The sequence below is a fragment of the bacterium genome (assembly GCA_017744355.1).
Taxonomy (GTDB): domain Bacteria; phylum Cyanobacteriota; class Sericytochromatia; order S15B-MN24; family UBA4093; genus JAGIBK01.
Window position 1 is genome coordinate 1,060,174 of sequence record JAGIBK010000001.1, and the last position, 16,483, is coordinate 1,076,656.

The 16,483-nt window shown below is 64.5% G+C and carries 15 protein-coding genes; 2 read left to right on the top strand and 13 right to left on the bottom strand.

Features of this window, described 5'->3' with window-relative positions:
• Positions 1 to 106: 106 nt before the first annotated feature.
• The gene (locus tag J7643_05040; GenBank protein ID MBO9539943.1) at positions 107 to 1,348 is read right to left on the bottom strand and encodes a PAS domain S-box protein; all 1,242 of its coding nucleotides are present in this window, start codon (positions 1,346 to 1,348) and stop codon (positions 107 to 109) included.
• Between the two features lie 387 nt (positions 1,349 to 1,735).
• On the opposite strand from J7643_05040, the gene J7643_05045 reads away from it, so the two are divergent.
• The gene (locus J7643_05045; GenBank protein MBO9539944.1) at positions 1,736 to 3,820 is read left to right on the top strand and encodes a sensor histidine kinase; all 2,085 of its coding nucleotides are present in this window, start codon (positions 1,736 to 1,738) and stop codon (positions 3,818 to 3,820) included.
• A gap of 51 nt (positions 3,821 to 3,871) precedes the next feature.
• Positions 3,872 to 4,642, top strand: coding sequence for an alpha/beta hydrolase (locus tag J7643_05050; protein ID MBO9539945.1), 771 nt, complete (start codon positions 3,872 to 3,874; stop codon positions 4,640 to 4,642).
• A 41-nt stretch (positions 4,643 to 4,683) separates the two neighbouring features.
• Here J7643_05050 and J7643_05055 read toward each other — a convergent pair whose 3' ends face one another.
• Genes J7643_05055 through J7643_05110 form a run of 12 tightly spaced genes read right to left on the bottom strand, consistent with a single transcriptional unit; the run spans position 4,684 to position 16,457 of the window.
• On the bottom strand, positions 4,684 to 4,980 hold the full coding sequence (locus J7643_05055) for a cytochrome C oxidase subunit IV family protein (GenBank protein MBO9539946.1): 297 nt from the start codon (positions 4,978 to 4,980) through the stop codon (positions 4,684 to 4,686).
• Between the two features lie 2 nt (positions 4,981 to 4,982).
• Positions 4,983 to 5,627: a cytochrome c oxidase subunit 3 family protein gene (locus J7643_05060; protein MBO9539947.1), complete on the bottom strand. Its 645-nt coding sequence runs from the start codon at positions 5,625 to 5,627 to the stop codon at positions 4,983 to 4,985.
• On the bottom strand, positions 5,620 to 7,236 hold the full coding sequence (ctaD, locus tag J7643_05065) for a cytochrome c oxidase subunit I (protein MBO9539948.1): 1,617 nt from the start codon (positions 7,234 to 7,236) through the stop codon (positions 5,620 to 5,622). The genes J7643_05060 and ctaD overlap by 8 nt, the downstream gene beginning before the upstream one ends.
• Positions 7,233 to 8,174: a cytochrome c oxidase subunit II gene (gene coxB / locus J7643_05070; GenBank protein ID MBO9539949.1), complete on the bottom strand. Its 942-nt coding sequence runs from the start codon at positions 8,172 to 8,174 to the stop codon at positions 7,233 to 7,235. Before coxB ends, ctaD begins: the two co-directional genes overlap by 4 nt.
• Positions 8,174 to 8,995 carry an SCO family protein gene (locus J7643_05075; protein ID MBO9539950.1) on the bottom strand — a complete coding sequence of 274 codons (822 nt, stop codon included), beginning with the start codon at positions 8,993 to 8,995 and terminating at the stop codon, positions 8,174 to 8,176. The genes coxB and J7643_05075 overlap by 1 nt, the downstream gene beginning before the upstream one ends.
• Positions 8,985 to 9,359, bottom strand: a complete 375-nt coding sequence (locus tag J7643_05080; protein MBO9539951.1) for a hypothetical protein — start codon at positions 9,357 to 9,359, stop codon at positions 8,985 to 8,987. The genes J7643_05075 and J7643_05080 overlap by 11 nt, the downstream gene beginning before the upstream one ends.
• On the bottom strand, positions 9,352 to 10,365 hold the full coding sequence (locus J7643_05085; GenBank protein ID MBO9539952.1) for a hypothetical protein: 1,014 nt from the start codon (positions 10,363 to 10,365) through the stop codon (positions 9,352 to 9,354). The genes J7643_05080 and J7643_05085 overlap by 8 nt, the downstream gene beginning before the upstream one ends.
• A 9-nt stretch (positions 10,366 to 10,374) precedes the next feature.
• Positions 10,375 to 10,953 (bottom strand): cytochrome c, encoded by a 579-nt coding sequence (locus tag J7643_05090; protein ID MBO9539953.1) that lies wholly within the window; start codon positions 10,951 to 10,953, stop codon positions 10,375 to 10,377.
• Positions 10,940 to 11,449, bottom strand: coding sequence for a DUF3341 domain-containing protein (locus tag J7643_05095; protein ID MBO9539954.1), 510 nt, complete (start codon positions 11,447 to 11,449; stop codon positions 10,940 to 10,942). The genes J7643_05090 and J7643_05095 overlap by 14 nt, the downstream gene beginning before the upstream one ends.
• Before the next feature lie 23 nt (positions 11,450 to 11,472).
• On the bottom strand, positions 11,473 to 12,834 hold the full coding sequence (gene nrfD / locus J7643_05100) for a polysulfide reductase NrfD (GenBank protein MBO9539955.1): 1,362 nt from the start codon (positions 12,832 to 12,834) through the stop codon (positions 11,473 to 11,475).
• Between the two features lie 3 nt (positions 12,835 to 12,837).
• Complete coding sequence (locus J7643_05105) at positions 12,838 to 15,792, bottom strand: TAT-variant-translocated molybdopterin oxidoreductase (GenBank protein ID MBO9539956.1); 2,955 nt, start codon at positions 15,790 to 15,792, stop codon at positions 12,838 to 12,840.
• 8 nt (positions 15,793 to 15,800) lie between these two features.
• Positions 15,801 to 16,457 (bottom strand): cytochrome c3 family protein, encoded by a 657-nt coding sequence (locus J7643_05110; GenBank protein MBO9539957.1) that lies wholly within the window; start codon positions 16,455 to 16,457, stop codon positions 15,801 to 15,803.
• Positions 16,458 to 16,483: the final 26 nt, after the last annotated feature.

Consider the following 16,483-nt stretch of genomic DNA (forward strand, 5'->3'; position numbering starts at 1 on the left):
GTGGTGAGGTGGCTACGGAGCTTTTTTCGTTTCAGGGGCGACAGATCAAGCCGAAGAGTGACCTACAGCCAAAAGTAGCGTCAGTTATATCTTCGTCCTCACTGCCTCAGTTCGGTTCCGAGGGATCAGAGGGCAAGGTAAACCAGAAGGTGCTACCCTCTCCCGGCGCACTCCGGACGCCGATCTCGCCTCCATGGGCTTCGACGATGCTCTTGCAGACGCTCAAGCCGAGACCGAACCCACCACGCTTCTTCCCGGCCTCCTGCTGGTAGAAGGGAAGAAAGAGGCTCGCGCTTGTCGCCGCGTCGATGCCCTCCCCCAGATCCGAGACCTCGGTTCGGACGATTCGCGCCTCGTGGGTCAGGCGTACTTTGACCGTGCCCGAGGCGGGGCTGAACTTGATGGCGTTGTCGATCAGGTTCGCGAACACCCGGGCGATACGCGGTGCATCGAGCGAGACGATGAGCGGATCGGCGGGCAGTTCCATCCGGATGTCGACCTCGGCGGCTCTGGCCCGGGGCGTCATCTCCGCCACGATTTCCGAGACGAGTTCGCTGAGATCACCTTCAACTGGCAGGATCTCGATCGTGCCTTCCTCGAGCCGCGCGAAATCCAGCATGTCCTCCACCATACGGTTCATCCGGTCGGCCAGACGCTGGATCTGGCGCAGCCCCTCGGCGGGCTTGATCCCGAGCGCCTCGCGCTCGTCATCGAGGAGCTCGGCATGCCCCTTGATCGACGTGAGCGGGTTTCGCAGATCGTGGACGATCGCGCTGATGAAGCGCGCCTTGAGGCGATCAAGCGAATGAAGCTTGCGATTCTCCGCTTCGAGCATCTCGCGGAGCTGTTCTCGCTGAGAAATATCGCGAAAGGAGAAGACCGCCCCCAGGATTTCCGCGTCCGCCACGACCGGCGAAGCGGTGTATTCGATCGGCAACCAGTGGCCGTCCTTGTGCCAGATGAGCTCGTCGTCGCCGTGGCGGGTGCAGCCGTCCTTGATCGTTCTGTAGAGGGGGCACTCTTCCCGTTGGTAGGGCGCACCGTCCTTGTGCGTGTGGTGAATCAGGGCATGCCCATCCTTGCCGACGAGCTCTGCGGCCGAATAGCCAATGAGACGCTCGGCGGCCGGATTGAGAAACATCACGTTACCGCTCGTGTCCAGGCCGTAGATGCCGTCCCCGACCGCATCCAGGATGAGCTGGGTCAGGGCCCGCTGCCGGATGAGCTCCGCGCCTTGATTGATGAGTTCGCCTTCGACGCTACCCTGGTGTTGCTGCAACTCGCCAAGGTCATGCTTGAGGGATTCGAGTTGAGCGATGAGTTCCGAAATGCGCGCTTCATGTGACATCGTCTTGCCTCGTATTGCGTCAAGCATAACACGAGCGCTATTCCATCGTTTTCATTCCTCGTGCATCTTATCCGCCTGGCCATGGCGCAGCAACATGCTCTCGACACCTGCTCCGGCATCGACCCGACAACAAAGCTCATGGGCATCCCCGCCCCGGCCCAAGCGACGGGCCAGATCCTGACCTAGGCCCTCTCGAACTGAGGCGATAAGGCCCCGAAACCGACCGCCTCCCGCTTTGCCCGTGGGAAACGGGCAGGTTCCCTCCCGGAAGCGCCCAGCCCTACCGGTTCAGGCCAAGTGCTATGATGACGCTACGATGCTGACGCTCCAGGGCATCCGACTCGAAGTGGCATGTAGATATACCTGGTTAGAAAGCGAGCGGCACGCATGCGGATCCATCTGAACTTCGCGAGATGGATGAATCTGCGCAGCGTCAAGACGAAGATCACGCTACGGGTCGGCGCCGCTGTCAGCCTGCTTATCCTGGCGCTCATCGTGGTGGTCGGCCTCTACGTTCTGCCGACCAAGGTCCAGGACACGATTCGCTACAGCCAGAGCACCGTCTCCACCTTGGCCGAGCAGATCGCGGCGACCAACAACGAGTCGCTCACGCTGGCCAGAAGCTTGACGGTCTACCAGCAGTCGGTCGGATTCGGCCGCCGAGACGAGACCATCCGGTATCTCCATGACCTGAAAGCTGCCCACCCGCATCATTTCGGTACCTGGGTCCTGTATGCCCCCAACGCGGATGGGCAAGACCGCCAATGGATCGGTAAACCCGGCGGGGATCCCAAGACCGGGCGCTTTCTGCCGTTTTGGAATCCGGGCCCCACGGGACTGGAGCTTGGCGTCGCAAGCGATGTGGAGACCCTCGGCATCGGGCTGTGGTCGACCTTGAAGCAGCAAAAGCGATGCCTGGTCACGGAGCCGTATTTCTACAACAACGAGTTGCAGTGCTCCTACGGCTGCCCCATCCTGATCGACGGCCAGTTCAAAGGGATCGCGGGGGTCGATCGCAGCTTGGCCCTTTTCGACCGCAAATTGCGGAACAGCAAGCCCTTCGCGTCGGCCATGTTCGTCATGCTGAGCCCCCAGGGGCGCTACCTGACGGCTCCCGAAGAGCGGCTGCTGACGCGATCGCTCACCGAGTTCCCCGATCAAGCGCGCGTCTTCCAGGGCCTGGTGGGGGCCACCCAACCCGGCTTCCAGGTCGTGACGAACCCCTTCAACCATCAGCGGAGCTGGATGTTCTCGGTCCCGATTCAACCGGGTGGCTGGACGCTCGCCATGCTGGTGGATCGCGCCGAGATCCTGGCGCCCGTTCATCACCTGCTACAGCTGCTCGTCATCATCGGAACGCTCGGGCTGGCCCTGATCGCGCTTCTGCTCTATTCGCTCATCGCTGCGACCATCCAGCCCATTTCGGGCTTGGCCAAAGCCGGCCTGGCCATCTCGGAGGGGGATATCGAGACCCTCCAGGAGGTTCTTCCCCAGGCGGAGCATATCAAGGGCGAGGATGAGTTTGCGCGGATGGCGAACGCCTTTCAGGAGGCCCGGCGCTATCTGGTATCCATGTCCGAAGCGTTCGAGCGCATTGCGCAGGGCGACCTCCAGGTCACCATTTCACCGCGAGGGCCTCATGACCGGTTTGGCCAGGCACTAAAACAGTATGTTCAAACGATCTCCGATACCATCCAGCAGCTCGAGACCAAGCGCAACGAGCTGTTCCTGGCCAACCAGGACATGGAGGCGACCGTCGAGAATCTGCGGCGGCTCGATCAGTTGCGGGCCAGCTTCTTGAACATCATCAGCCACGATCTGCGGATCCCTATTACCGCCATCATGGGGTACGCCGAGCTGCTCCAGGAAATGGATTCATCCTCGAGTGAGACCAAGGACGCGTACGTGGCCCAGATTCTCGCCGCGTGCGCCCAGATGCAAACGATGCTTGAAGAGTTGCTCGAGTATGCCCGCCTCCAGACCGGGCGCATCAAGCTAGACCTTGCCCCGGTCGATGTCGCCGAAGCCCTTTCCGCAATCGTGGCCTTCTTCCACCCGCTTGCCGAACAGAAGGGCCTCCGCATCGGCGCTTCAATCCCGCCCGACTTGCCCTTGATCCTGGTTGATCCCGACCGCTTCCAGCAGATCATGAACAACGTCGTCTCGAATGCGATAAAGTACACACCGGCCGGTGGGGAGGTCGCCCTTCGGGCCTCGGTTGATGGTCGTTACGTCGCTGTCGAGGTTCAGGACACTGGCATCGGCCTCACCGAAGAGGATAAGCGGCACCTCTTCGAGCAGTTCTACCGTTCGGCGCGGCCAGAAGTACAGCAGGAGAAGGGCAGCGGCATCGGTCTCGCCTACGTGAAAGGGATTCTCGAAGCCCAAGGCGGCCGCATCGAGGTCGCAAGCAGCGAAGGCACAGGGGCCACCTTCCGGATCTTCCTGCCCCAGTCGCCGCCGTCCCAATAACCGACACATCTATCGCTCGAAATAATTTTCGGTTATGAAAGGATCGCCCGCTTGAAATCCCTTCCCCACCAACAAACCATCAACATTGGCAACACCAAGCTTGAATTTACAAGGTCCGGAACGGGCTCGCCTACCATTGTTCTGATAAACGGCTCGGGCGGCCCGATTGAAGGGTGGTATCGAGTATTTACCGAGCTGGAGACACTGGGGACCGTCTTCGCCTATAACCGGCCCGGCATCGGCAAGAGCAGCAAGCCAACGTCGCCTCAAACTGGGGAAGTAATGGTCGAGACGCTCCGCGCCCTCTTGCATGCGGCCGAACTCCCGCCGCCGTACCTTTTGGTCGCCCATTCGCTGGGCGGTCTCGTTGCCAATCTCTTCGCCCGCCATTACCCGAGCGACGTGATGGGAATGGTGCTACTGGATGCCACCGCCCCGGCGGACATCGACGTCATGGCGGCATGCGAATCACCCCTGCAGCGATTTTTGAAGAGCACACTCGATTTGGTGCTTGGGAAGGATACGCACGGCGAAACCACCCATGTCCGGCGTACGGTCGAGCTCATCGATCAGGCGCCGTCGTTCCCAGACCTGCCGCTTCTCGTCGTGACAGGGGGCAAACCGGCGATGTCGTGGCTTACCCCAAAACAAGCCCTGGAGGCACGCGCAGAGCATCAACGCCAATTGGCGTCGATCTCACCAAGAGGTAAGCAAGTTGTTGCCGCAAAAAGCGGCCATTTCCCGCAACTATCCGAGCCAGAAGTGGTAGTCCAAGCCGTGCGCGATGCGATTGAATTGGCAAGCATCGGCAGGAACTCGTAGCGGCATCTTTTTAGCGCCGATACGCACCAGCGGCTGCGAGTTTACTCCCCAGCCGAGGGCAACCAGCCTCGGCTCAGGTAATCCCCCAGCGTGAGGGAGAACAGGATGAAGAGCCAATAAAGGCCGGCACCGGCGACGAGGCGCGGAAGGCTCCGGCTGAAGCGCAGCTCCATGAAGAACGCGACGATCAAGGCCGCCTTTCCGAGCGCGATCGCCAAAGACGCCAGCGTGTTGAAGGGCCCAAGAGATAGCCGAGAGATGCCGAAGGTCAAGAGCAGCAAAGCCATGAGCGCCAGGTAGACCCACACCAGGAGCCGACGCGAGACGATTGATCCCATCCTCAATGCCTCCCCTGTAGGTAGATCAGCGGATACAGGAAGACCCACACCACATCGACGAAGTGCCAGTAAAGGCCACCAAGCACGACCGGGACGTGCCGCTCGGCGCTGAAGCGGCCGCGCCATGCCATGACGGCGAGTACCGCCACCAGGACGATACCGATCGTCAGGTGCACGGCATGAAGCCCCGTCATGATGTAGTAGAGCACGTAGAACATCTGCGCTCCGGCCGCCTCTGGGCCCGTGATGGCGAAGCCGGGTCCGGGCACCAGGTGCGCAAGGAAGTCCTTCCAATACTCGAGCCCTTTGAGCCCCACGAAGACGGCACCGAGCAAGGCCGTCAGGACGAGCCAGAGCATCGACAGGCGGCGTGTCCCCGCCTTCGCGGCAAGCAGCCCCAAGGCCATGCACAGACTACTCGTGAGCAGCACCGCCGTGTTGAGCGTCCCGATGAGCAGATCCGTCCGGGCGCTCGCTGCCGCAAAGCCTGCGGGAAAACGCAGGTGATAAACCGTGTAGCCAAGGAACAACCCGCCGAAGAGCATCAGCTCCGTACTGAGGAAGATCCACATGCCGAGTTCGTCGGCGCTCTGTTGCTGCTCGAGGTCGTCGAACTGGGACGCCAGCGAGGATGGGTCGTCAGCCATTTACAGCCTCCTCGGGATCGTAGGCGTAGGGATCTTCGGTGACCACCGGCGTCTCGAAGAAGTTCTCGCGCGGGGGCGGCGAGGAGACCTGCCATTCGAGACCCTTGGCCGCCCAGGGGTTCGGACCTGCGACGCGCCCGTACTTGAGTGACCAGAGCAAGTAGAACAGGGGCATCAGGTAGCCCACCGCGAGGATCGTCGCCCCGGCGGACGAGAGCACGTTCAGCACCTGGAACTCGGGCGGATAGATGTGGTACCGGCGCGGCATGCCAAGGTACCCCAGGATGAACTGGGGGAAGAAGGTGAGGTTGAAGCCCACGAAGAGGATCACCGCCGCGAACTTCCCCAAGAGCTCGGAGTACATGCGCCCCGTCATCTTGGGCCACCAGAAGTGGATTCCGCCCAGATAGGCCGCCACCATCCCCCCCACCATGATGTAGTGGAAGTGGGCGATGACGAAGTAGGTGTCGTGGACGTGGACGTCCACCGCGAGCGCCGCCAGAAAGAGGCCCGTCAAGCCGCCAAGCAAAAAGAGGCCGATGAACCCCAGCATGTAGAGCATCGGGGTCTCGAAGGAGATGCTGCCCCGCCGCAGGGTGGCCGTCCAGTTGAAGACCTTGATGGCCGATGGCACCGCCACCAGGTAGCTCAAGAGCGAGAAGCTCAGGCTGGAATAGACAGACTGGCCGCTCACGAACATGTGGTGGCCCCACACCAGGAAGCCAAAGAAGGCGATCGCCAGGCTCGAATAGGCGATGAACTTGTAGCCGAAGATCCGCTTGCGGGAAAAGCAGGTGATGACCTCGTTCACCACCCCCATGCCGGGCAGGATCATGATGTAGACGGCCGGGTGCGAATAGAACCAGAACAGGTGCTGGAAGAGCAGCGGGTCTCCACCCAAGGCGGGATCGAAGATGCCGACGCCAAAGACGCGCTCGACGGCGAGCAGCACGAGGGTGATGGCGAGGACCGGAGTCGCGAGCACCAGGATGACGCTCGTCGCGTACAGCGCCCAGACGAAGAGCGGCAGCCGATACCAGGTGAGGCCGGGCGCGCGCATCATGTGGGTGGTGACGATGAAGTTGAGGCCCGTCAGGATCGAGGAGAACCCCACGATGAAGACGCCGAAGACCGTCGCGATCACATGCGAGTTGCTGAACATGCTGCTGTAGGGCGTATAGAAGGTCCAGCCCGTGTCCACGCCGCCGCTGACCATTGCCGCCATCGTGAAGAGGCCGCCCCCGATGTACAGGTACCAGCTAAGCAAGTTCAAGCGCGGAAATGCCAGGTCCTTGGCGCCGATCATCAGTGGCAGCAAGAAGTTGCCAAGCACCGTCGGGATCGAGGGAATGAGGAAGAACCAGACCATCACCACACCGTGCAGGCTAAACATGCGGTTATAGGTCTCGGCATCGAGCATCCCCGTCGAGGGCGTGGCCAACTCGAAGCGAATGAGGGTCGCTGCGGCCCCACCGACCATGAAGAACAGGGTGAGGGTCACCATGTAGAGCCAGGCGATCCGCTTGTGATCGGTCGTCAAAAGCCAGGAGCGGACCGTCGTGCCGGCGTTGAGGTAGTCGTGCTCGGGGAGCCTCGGCTCCATGCTCATGGGCGGCTCCTTTCCTCGCCTTTCAGGCTCTTGAGATAAGCGACCAACTGCAACACCTCCGCTTCGCCGATCTGGCCTCGGTAGCTCGGCATGATGGGCGCGTAGCCCGCCACGACTTCGGAGGCTGGCAAGAGGATGGAATCGCGCAGGTAGCGCTCGTCAGCCGTGGTGAAGCCCCCAGTGCTCAAGGGGACCGGCTTGCCGTACAGCCCCACGAGATCGGGCGCGCGCACTGCCGCGTTCGGACCGTGGCACCCCGCGCACCCCAGCTGGGTGAAGAGGCGCGCGCCCGCCTCAGCCATGGTCTCCGGAGGCTCGCCCTCCGCGAGCCAGCGCCCGTAGTCTTCGGGGGCCATGACCACCACCCACCCGCCCATGGAGGCGTGTTCGGTGCCGCAGAACTGCGAGCAGAAAAAGCGGTAGCGCCCTTCCTTGGTCGCATTGAACCAGAGGGTCAGATAGCGAGCGGGGAGCACGTCCTGCTTGAGACGGAACGCCGGCACGAACAGGTCGTGAATGACGTCCTGAGAGATCATCGTGAGCTTGATAGGCCTCCCCATGGGCACGTGGAGGGTGTTGATCTCGCGCTGGCCGCCGGGGTGCTCGAACTTCCACATCCACTGCTTGGCGACCACGGCGATCTCGAGGGCGTCGGCCGGCGGTCGCCGGATGTCGAAGTAGACGTTCGCCCCCCAGGCGAAGAGCAAGAGGAAGATCCCCATGGGCAAGACCGTCCAGGTGATCTCGAGCCCCAATGGGCGCTTGATACGGTGGGAGCGATCCGCAGACGAGCCTCGACGGTACTTGATCCCGAAGTAGACGATGGCGAAGGAGACCCCCACCACGATGATCGCGCTGAGCACGAGCAAGAGAAAGAAGATGGTATCCACGTGCCAGGCCATGCTCGAGGCCCGCTCGGGGAACAGGGGAAAGCTCATCATCCCTTGCCCTCCGTGGCGTGCCGGGCGCGCTTCTGGCGATCGCGCCGGGTCATGGCGAAAATGAAGGCCGCGAGCACCACCAGGGTCGCGATCGCCCCCAGTCTGAGCAGCTCCATGATCACCAGCCCGTAGCGGCCCGTGACGGGGTCGTAGCGATAGCAGCGCAGGAGCACATGGTCGATCGGCGTCCCGATGCGCTCGGCGGAAGCCTCCACGAGGCCCAGGCGCAGATCCCGCGGGGCGTACTCGATCCCGAAGAAGTAACGCGCGATCGCTCCGTTCGGGGTCAAGAGGGCGATCGCGCTCGGATGAGCATACTGGCGCGTCTCGGGGTCGTAGGCGTAATGGAAGCCGAGCGCATCGGCCAGTGCCCGGATCGACGGCTGCGCGCCGGTCAGGAAGTGCCAGCCCTGTTCGGCGCCCGGGCGATCGTAACGCCTGAGGTAGGTGCGCTTCTTGGCCGCGGCGAGGTCGGGAGTCTCGTCGGGATTGATGCTCACCGACAGCACCGTGAAATCCCGCCCCACCCGGAGGGACTGCGCCTGCAAGCTCTTGACCAGCCCGTTCAGGATGTGGGTGCAGAGGTTCGGGCACTCGAAGTAGACCAACGAGACGATCGTAGGCTTGGCGCCCAGGTACGCGTCGAGCCTGACCGGTTTTCCCGCCTCGTCGCGGAATTCGAGCGCGGGCGAGACGGATTGCCCGAGCCGCTGCTCGACGCGCACGCCTTGCAGCGCCTCTTGCGCCGGGCGATGGGCGCTGGCGGGCAGCGAAAAGAGGATGGCGAACAGCGCCGGCACGCACGCGCTAGCGTTCATGTTCCGCCCTCACGGGGAGGCCCCTGGAGGCCACCAGCTCCATCGCTCGATCGATTGGAATCCGAATGGTCCCCGTCGTACGATCCACCCACCCGTACCCATTCAGCAGTTGCTCCTCGCTCTCGCGAAAGCGCGCAAGCGTCTCGCCACTCTCTCGCCTCACACCCGGCGCCGGAAAACGAGGCTCTGCCGGCTTGAGCGGCACGATCGGCCCCTTTCGCTGCATCTGGACCTGCACGTCGTGCCAGAACAGGGCGAGGAGCGCCAGGCCGATCAAGCCGAAGCAAACGGTGAACCAGAACGCGACCCGCCCCACGGCCCGAGCGTTGACGTCCCGGGTCTCGTGTCCCTTCCGCTCAGCCATGGCCCACCACCTCTCGCGCTTCCTCGATCAAGAGCGGACGCCGCCTCAGGTGCCATCCGAAGCCCCCGAGCCAGAGAGCTCCGAGCACGATCGGCAGGACGATATCCCAGCCGCTCACGTGTGGCCCCTGCGGGAAGAAGGCCGGCAGCACCAGCCAGTAGACCTCGAACAGGTGGGTCCCCAAGAGCCCGAGGGCAAGCCCCCCCAAGGCGAGGGGACGACGCTTGAAGGCCCTGAAAAGGAGCAGCCCCGTGGGCAAGGCGAATTGCAGCACGATCAGGCCGATGGCGATGCCGACCCAGGCACCCGCCGTTCGGCGCAGGACCCAGAGATTCTCCTCGGGCAGATTGCCCATCCAGATGATCAGGTACTGCATGAAGGCGAGGTACGCCCACGTCATGACCGCCGTCAGCAGCAGGTTCCCCATGTCGTTGAAGCGACCAGCGAGATCCGCCACGCGACGAATCGGCTCTCTGAGCGAGAGGCGCGAAAAGACCGCAACGGCGAACGAAAAGCCCGCGAGCAACTGCCCGACGCCGATCAAAAGCCCGTAAATCGACGAGGCCCACCGGGGTTCATCCAGCGACATGATCCAATCGATCGCAGCGAATGAAACGGTGAAAGCGCACAGGATCAATCCTACCGCGCTGACGCGATACGCCCTGACGGGCGTCTCACGGGTCAAGCGCCAGGCCAGGCCGATCCAAACGGCGAAATAGACCACGCTGCGCCCCACGAAGAAAATCGGGTTCAAGTAACCCGTCTGATGCTGCACCTCAGCGCCGGGTTGCGCCCAGGGATAGAGCAGACCGATGCCGAAGCAAATGGGCAAGAAGCAGAGGGCGAGCAAAGGAATGGTCCGGCTTGCGGCCTCCAGGATGGGGCGCAGCAGCAGGCCCCAGCGGCCACCCGTGAGGTGATGGATCAACAGGAGGAGCAGGCAGCCGAGTGCAATCCCCCACCAGAAGAGGAAGGCGAACAGGTACGAGGCGAGAAAACGCGTCACGTCCACCCCTCACCGCCCTTCCAGGCGCAGGCGCTCAGCGGCTGGCGCATCGGCGAGCGACGCACGCTGGCTGAGCTGCAGGGCGCGCAGATAGGCGGCGACGGCCCAGCGATCCTCGGCCGAGACACGCGAGGCGTACGAGAACATGGTCCCGTAGCCCAGGGCCATGACCTGGACGAAATGACCGGCAGGCGCCTGGATCAAGCGGGGCTCGTGCAGCGAGGGCGGATGGGTGAAACCCCGCTGCACGATCATGCCGTTGCCGTATCCCGTGCGATCGTGACAGGGGGCGCAGTAGATTTCGAAGCGTTCGCGCCCACGCTCGAGCACGGAGCGGGTGATGGGGAAAGGAAAGGCATCAACGGCCTTCCCCCCGACGAGGCCCATCTGAAAATAGGCGTCGGGCCGTTTTTCGCCGCGCGGCACGGTCCCTGCGACCAGCGGGCGTGCGGCTTGCTCGTTCGAGAAGAAGTCGCTGCTCGCGAGCGGCCGGTATTTGGGCTGGTGCGCCATCTGCTGCTGGCACCCCACGAGCGCCACCCCGAGGGGCGCGACAAGCCAGCGCAACCTACGCCTAGCACGCCACATCGGCCACGTCCTTCGGGTTCAGGGATTCGAGGAAGCGCCGTGTCGCATCCTTCTCGAATCGGGGATCCCGCGCCTCGACGCAGAGGAAGAAGCGATCGAGGGTGGCGCGCTCGAAGCCGGGCGCGTCGAAGACCGGATGGTGCGGGCGGGGCAGGCCGTTGGCCGCCAGCATCCCGAAGACCGCCACCAAGGCCGCCGCGAGGATCGTCAGCTCGAACGTGATCGGCACGAACGCGGGCCAGCTGTTCGCAGGGCGGCCGCCCACGTCGTAGGGGTAGTTGTGGACCATCGAAAAGTACTGCAAGCCGAAGCCACCCAAGCCTCCGCAGAGGCCGCCGATCAGCACCCAGAGGGGCAGGCGGCTCTGGGCACTGCCGATGGCCTCGGCCAGGCCTTCGACCGGATAGGGCGTGAAGGCATCCAGGCACCTGTACCCCGCTTCGCGGGTGCGCCGGGCGGCTTCGAGCACCGCTTCCGGGGTCTCGAAGGAGGCCATGAGGCCGTAGAGGGCTTGCGTGCTCATCGGCTTCCCTCCTCGATGACGAGCTTCTGCACCTCCGAGATGGAGATCACGGGCAAGAGCCGGATGAACACGAAGAAGAGGAAAAAGAACAGGCCCACGGTGCCGAAGAGCGTCGCCCAGTCCCAGACGGTGGGGTAGTACATGGCCCAGCTCGACGGCAAGAAGTCGTGGTGCAGGCTCGTGATCACGATCATGACCCGCTCCATCCACATCCCGAGGTTGGCGACGAGCGCGATCGCAAAGAGCCAGGCCGGATTCGCCCGCACCCGCGCCGACCACAGCAGCTGGATGACGGCCACGTTGCAGACCATCACCGCCCAGAAGAGGGGTGCGTACGCCCCCGCCATCCGATCGACCATCAGGGACCAGTCATAGGGGTTGCCGCCGTACCAGGCCGTGAAGACCTCCATCACGTAGCTGTAATCGACCATCAGCCCGGTCGCAAGCATCATCTTGGCGAGCAAATCCACGTGCCGCGCGGTGATCAAGCCTTTGAGACCATAGGCGGCGCGCAGCGGGATGAGCAGCGTCAGGACCATGGCAAAGCCCGAGAAGACCGCCCCCGCCACGAAGTACGGCGGGAAGATCGTCGAGTGCCAGCCGGGGACGATGGCCGAGGTGAAGTCGAGGCTGACGATGGAGTGGACCGAGATGACCAGCGGTGTCGCGAGCCCCGCGAGGAGGAGGTAGGCCGTCTGGTGGCGTTGCCAGTGGCGGGCGGATCCGCGCCAGCCCAGCGCGAGCACCCCAAAGGCCAAGCGCGGGAAGGGGTGCTGGGCGCGATCGCGCAAGGTCGCAAGGTCCGGCAGCAGGCCCACGTACCAGAAGAGCGCCGAAACCGTCAGGTAGGTCCCGACGGCGAAGAAATCCCACACCAGCGGGCTGCGGAACTGAGGCCAGAGCCACATGGTGTTGGGGTAGGGGATGAGCCAGTAGAAGAACCAGGGGCGCCCCAGGTGCAAGAGCGGAAACAGGGCCGCGCACAGCACGGCGAACAGGGTCATGGCCTCGGCGGATCGGTTGATCGAGGTCCGCCACTTCTGGCGCATCAGGAGCAAGAAGGCCGAGATCAACGTGCCCGCATGACCGATCCCGATCCACCAGACGAAGTTCCCGATGGCGAACCCCCAGGCGACGGGAATGTTGATCCCCCAGATCCCCACCCCCCGGTAGAAGAGCACCGAGACGGCGATCGCAAGCACCCCCAAGAGCAAGAAGGCGAGCCCAGCCCCCAGCAGCCACTCCCATGTGAGCGGCCGCTTCAAGACGAGATCGCTGATCTCGTCGGCGGCGCCGACCGGGGTGTACCCCGGTCCAACGAGCGGGGTTTTCTTTCGCGCGGGCTCGGGAGTGGCCATGGGCTACAGCGCCTCGATCGCGGGGTTGGGGTTGCGGAGCTTGGCCAGGTACGTCGTGCGCGGACGCGTGTTGAGCTCACCCAAGAGGGCGTAGTTGAGGGGTTCGGCCTTGCGCTTCGAGACCTCGCTCTGGGGGTCGTTGAGGTCCCCGAAGACGATGGCCCGGGTGGGACAGGTGGCCTGGCAGGCCGTCACCACCTCGCCGTCGCGGATGGGGCGCCCCTCGACCTTTGCCTCGATCCGCGCGGCGTTGATGCGCTGCACGCAGTATGTACACTTCTCCATCACGCCGCGGCTGCGCACGCTCACATCCGGGTTGCGCATGGGCTCCAGGCTCGGGGTCTTGAAGTCCGCATACTCCACGAAGTTGAAGCGCCGCACCTTGTAGGGACAGTTGTTCGAGCAATAGCGGGTGCCGATGCAGCGGTTGTAGGTCATGTCGTTGAGCCCCTCGGTGCTGTGCACCGTCGCAGCCGTGGGGCAGACCAGCTCGCACGGGGCCTTCTCGCAATGCATGCACGGCACCGGCTGGAACACCGTCTGCGGATCGTCCAGGGGCCCCTGGTAGTAGCGATCGACGCGCAGCCAGTGCATCTCGCGGTTTCGCTCGACCTGCTCCTTGCCGACGACAGGGACGTTGTTCTCAGCCTGACAAGCCGTCATGCAGGCGTTGCAGCCGATGCAGACGTTCAAGTCGATGGCCATCCCCCAGGCATGCCCTTCCGAGGCCTTCTCGGGGTACAGGCTCGTCAGGCGTAGCGGGTCGTCGTGGGCGAAGGCGGGGTCGGCGCGAAAGCCGTCGAGCGTCCCGGTCCGCACCGGCTCGCGCGCGGCCATGTCGTGGTGATGCTGGGTGCTCGCCAGCGCGTAGCGCTCGCCGGTCTTCTTCAGCTCCAGGCCGCCATCGGTCCAGGGCGCCTCGGCGGTTCGCAGCCGGTACGCGTCGAAGCCGATCCCCGTCCCGACCTTGCCGCTGCGCGTCCTGCCGTAGCCGAGCGGCAGGGTCACCGCCTCCGGCGCATGGCCCGGCATCACCCACACGGGCGCGCGCATGATCCGGCCCTTGTAACGCAGCTCGACCACGTCCCCGTTCGAAAGCGAGAGGCGTGCCGCCGTCTCGGGTGCTAGCAACGCCGCGTTGTCCCAGGTCAACAGGGTCAGCGGCTTGGGCAGCTCTTGAAGCCAGCCGTTGTTGGCGAATCGCCCATCGTAGACGGTCGGATCGGCGCGGAAGATCACCTCGAAGCCGCTCGTCTTGGCCAGGACGGGGCGCACGAGTCTCTCGGTCGCGACCTTGAGGCCCGCCTTGGGGGGCTCGGCCGTCCCTGGCAGCACCCCTGCTTGCAAGGCACGCGTCCAGAAGGTCTCAAAATCCGGGCCGGGGTGCCGGCGCTGCCACTCGCTACGCACGAACTGGAGGCCGTCTGCTCTCGGCGCGCCGTTGAGGACCCCGAGCACCTCGATGGCCGACTTCCCCCCGTAGAGAGGAGCGATGAGGGGCTGCACCAGCGAGACGGTCCCGTCGAAGGCGCGAACGTCTCCCCAGGCCTCCAGGTAGTGGGCCTCCGGCAGGTGCCAGTGGCACAAGGCCGAGGTCTCGTCCTCGTAGAGGCTCAGGTGCACGCTCTGGCGTACCTTCAGGAGGGCTTCGGCGAAGGGCACATCCGCCGGGGCCGTATAGGCAGGGTTCCCGCCGAGGATGACCAGCACATCGACCGTACCGGCCTCCATGGCCGCCACCAGCTCCCGCATGGAGGCGATCGGCTCTTCGGCGCGAGCCGCCACGGGGGCCGTATGAAGCACCGTGCGGCCCACGTTGCCGAGCTTCTCGTTCATCGCATGGACCAGCGCCTGCACCTGAGGGCTCAGGTGCGCGCATGCCATGACGGCGCTCTGGCCGCGATGGCTCACGAGGTCCTGGACCAGGGCATCGAGCCAGCGCGGATCGAGGCCCGTCGGCAAGGGCGTGCTTCCCGGAGGCAGGGGCACGCCGAGCCGCTCGGCCAGGGCGATCGCAAAGGCCGGAATCGCGCTCGGCGCAAGCGCCAGGCGATGATCGGCCATGGCCCCCGTCAGGGTGGGGCTCGCCTCGACGACGTAGAGCCGATTCATTGCATCCCCGGGCGCGGTAACCCTGCGCCCGGCGGCGAAGTCGTGGGCTTCCCGCAGGCTCGCAGGCCCTTCGGCCAGAAAATCCGCCTCCAGGCTCAAGATGACTTTCGCCTGATCCAGCCGGTGCAGCGTGTCGAGCGCTTGCCCATAAGCCAGGCGCGTGCCGGCCTGCGCCCCGCCGAGCGAGAGAGGCTCGTACTGATGCCAGCGGGCCTCGGGGAAGCGCTTCAAGAAGGTCGCGATCTGCCCTGCGAGGGTAGGCGAGGTCACCGTCTCGGTCAAAAGACGCAGGCCCGCGCCTTTGGCGGCGAGCTTCGTCGCAAGCTCACCCGTCACGACCTGGAGGAAGCCCTCCCAGCTGGCGATCGCGCCATCCTTCAGGACCACATTCGAACGATCCGGGTCGTAGAGGCCGAGGATCGAGGCCTGGGCGATCGCGCTCGCCGCCCCCAGGCTCGCGGGGTGATCCGGGTTGCCCTCGATCTTGGTGGGACGCCCCGTGTGGCTCTCGACCAATAAGCCGGTCCCATACCCCCCGAGCGGCATGGCCGTTGCGAAGAAGAGCGGCTTGCCCGGGACGACGGCCTCCGGCTGTCGGACGTAGGGCACGATCTTGCTGGCAGGGCGCGCGCAAGCGCTCAAGCCCGCAAGGGCCAGCGAGGCGCCCATCAGCTGCAAGAAGCGGCGCCGATCCAAAGGCGCCTCCCAGTCGGGAAACTCCCGCGCGATGAGTGCGCTCACCTCGGGCGCATCAGCCAGCTCTTCGAGGCTGCGCCAGTAAGCGGGCCCCTCTTTTCGGGCGAGACGCTCCCGCAAGCCTTCCCAGTCCAGTTCGAATCGCGACATCTCGGCCCTCATCGATGGCAAGTGGAGCAATCCGAGAGGGACTGCACGTTGACGTGGTAGCGCTCTAGCAGCTCCTTGCCCTGGACCAGCTGATCGCGCGGTGCTTGCCAGGCGGGATCGAAGACCGCCTCGCGCGGACGCAGATGACGCTCCGGGGCGCGATGGCACGAGAGGCACCAGGCCATGCGCATGTTCTCGGCCTTCCAGGTCAAGGGCATCTCGTCCACCCGGCCGTGGCAACTGGTACAGCCGATACCCTTGGCCACGTGGATGTGGTGATCGAAGTAGACGTAATCCGGCAGATCCGTGACCCGGGTCCACTGGAGGGGCACGTCCTTGGCGTAGCTCTCGCGCACCGGCGCGAGCATGGGGCTGTCGGCCCAGATCTGGGAGTGACAAGTCATGCACGTCTCGGTGGCGGGCATCCCCGCGAACGCCGCCTTCTCGACCGAGGTGTGGCAGTACCGGCAATCGATCCCGAGCCCCCCGACGTGGTGCGCGTGGCTGAAGGGCACCGGCTGAGCCCGGGGCACCCCGACCCCCGTGACGTAGGCCGATTGCAGGAAGGCGTAGCCACCGGCAGCGATCGCAATCGGCAAGACCACGACCGCCACGAGCGTGAGGCGTGCAACGGTGTTGGTTCGTCGACGAAAGAGCTGCGGCATGCCTGGCGCCTTGTCTCGAGGGGGCA

Bases quoted from the DNA above. Each gene is read 5' to 3' on its own strand.
- J7643_05040 (MBO9539943.1), bottom strand. From the start codon at position 1,348: ATGTCACATGAAGCGCGCATTTCGGAACTCATCGCTCAACTCGAATCC.
- J7643_05045 (MBO9539944.1), top strand. From the start codon at position 1,736: ATGCGGATCCATCTGAACTTCGCGAGATGGATGAATCTGCGCAGCGTC.
- J7643_05055 (MBO9539946.1), bottom strand. From the start codon at position 4,980: ATGGGATCAATCGTCTCGCGTCGGCTCCTGGTGTGGGTCTACCTGGCG.
- J7643_05060 (MBO9539947.1), bottom strand. From the start codon at position 5,627: ATGGCTGACGACCCATCCTCGCTGGCGTCCCAGTTCGACGACCTCGAG.
- ctaD (MBO9539948.1), bottom strand. From the start codon at position 7,236: ATGAGCATGGAGCCGAGGCTCCCCGAGCACGACTACCTCAACGCCGGC.
- coxB (MBO9539949.1), bottom strand. From the start codon at position 8,174: ATGAGCTTTCCCCTGTTCCCCGAGCGGGCCTCGAGCATGGCCTGGCAC.
- J7643_05075 (MBO9539950.1), bottom strand. From the start codon at position 8,995: ATGAACGCTAGCGCGTGCGTGCCGGCGCTGTTCGCCATCCTCTTTTCG.
- J7643_05080 (MBO9539951.1), bottom strand. From the start codon at position 9,359: ATGGCTGAGCGGAAGGGACACGAGACCCGGGACGTCAACGCTCGGGCC.
- J7643_05090 (MBO9539953.1), bottom strand. From the start codon at position 10,953: ATGTGGCGTGCTAGGCGTAGGTTGCGCTGGCTTGTCGCGCCCCTCGGG.
- J7643_05095 (MBO9539954.1), bottom strand. From the start codon at position 11,449: ATGGCCTCCTTCGAGACCCCGGAAGCGGTGCTCGAAGCCGCCCGGCGC.
- nrfD (MBO9539955.1), bottom strand. From the start codon at position 12,834: ATGGCCACTCCCGAGCCCGCGCGAAAGAAAACCCCGCTCGTTGGACCG.
- J7643_05105 (MBO9539956.1), bottom strand. From the start codon at position 15,792: ATGTCGCGATTCGAACTGGACTGGGAAGGCTTGCGGGAGCGTCTCGCC.
- J7643_05110 (MBO9539957.1), bottom strand. From the start codon at position 16,457: ATGCCGCAGCTCTTTCGTCGACGAACCAACACCGTTGCACGCCTCACG.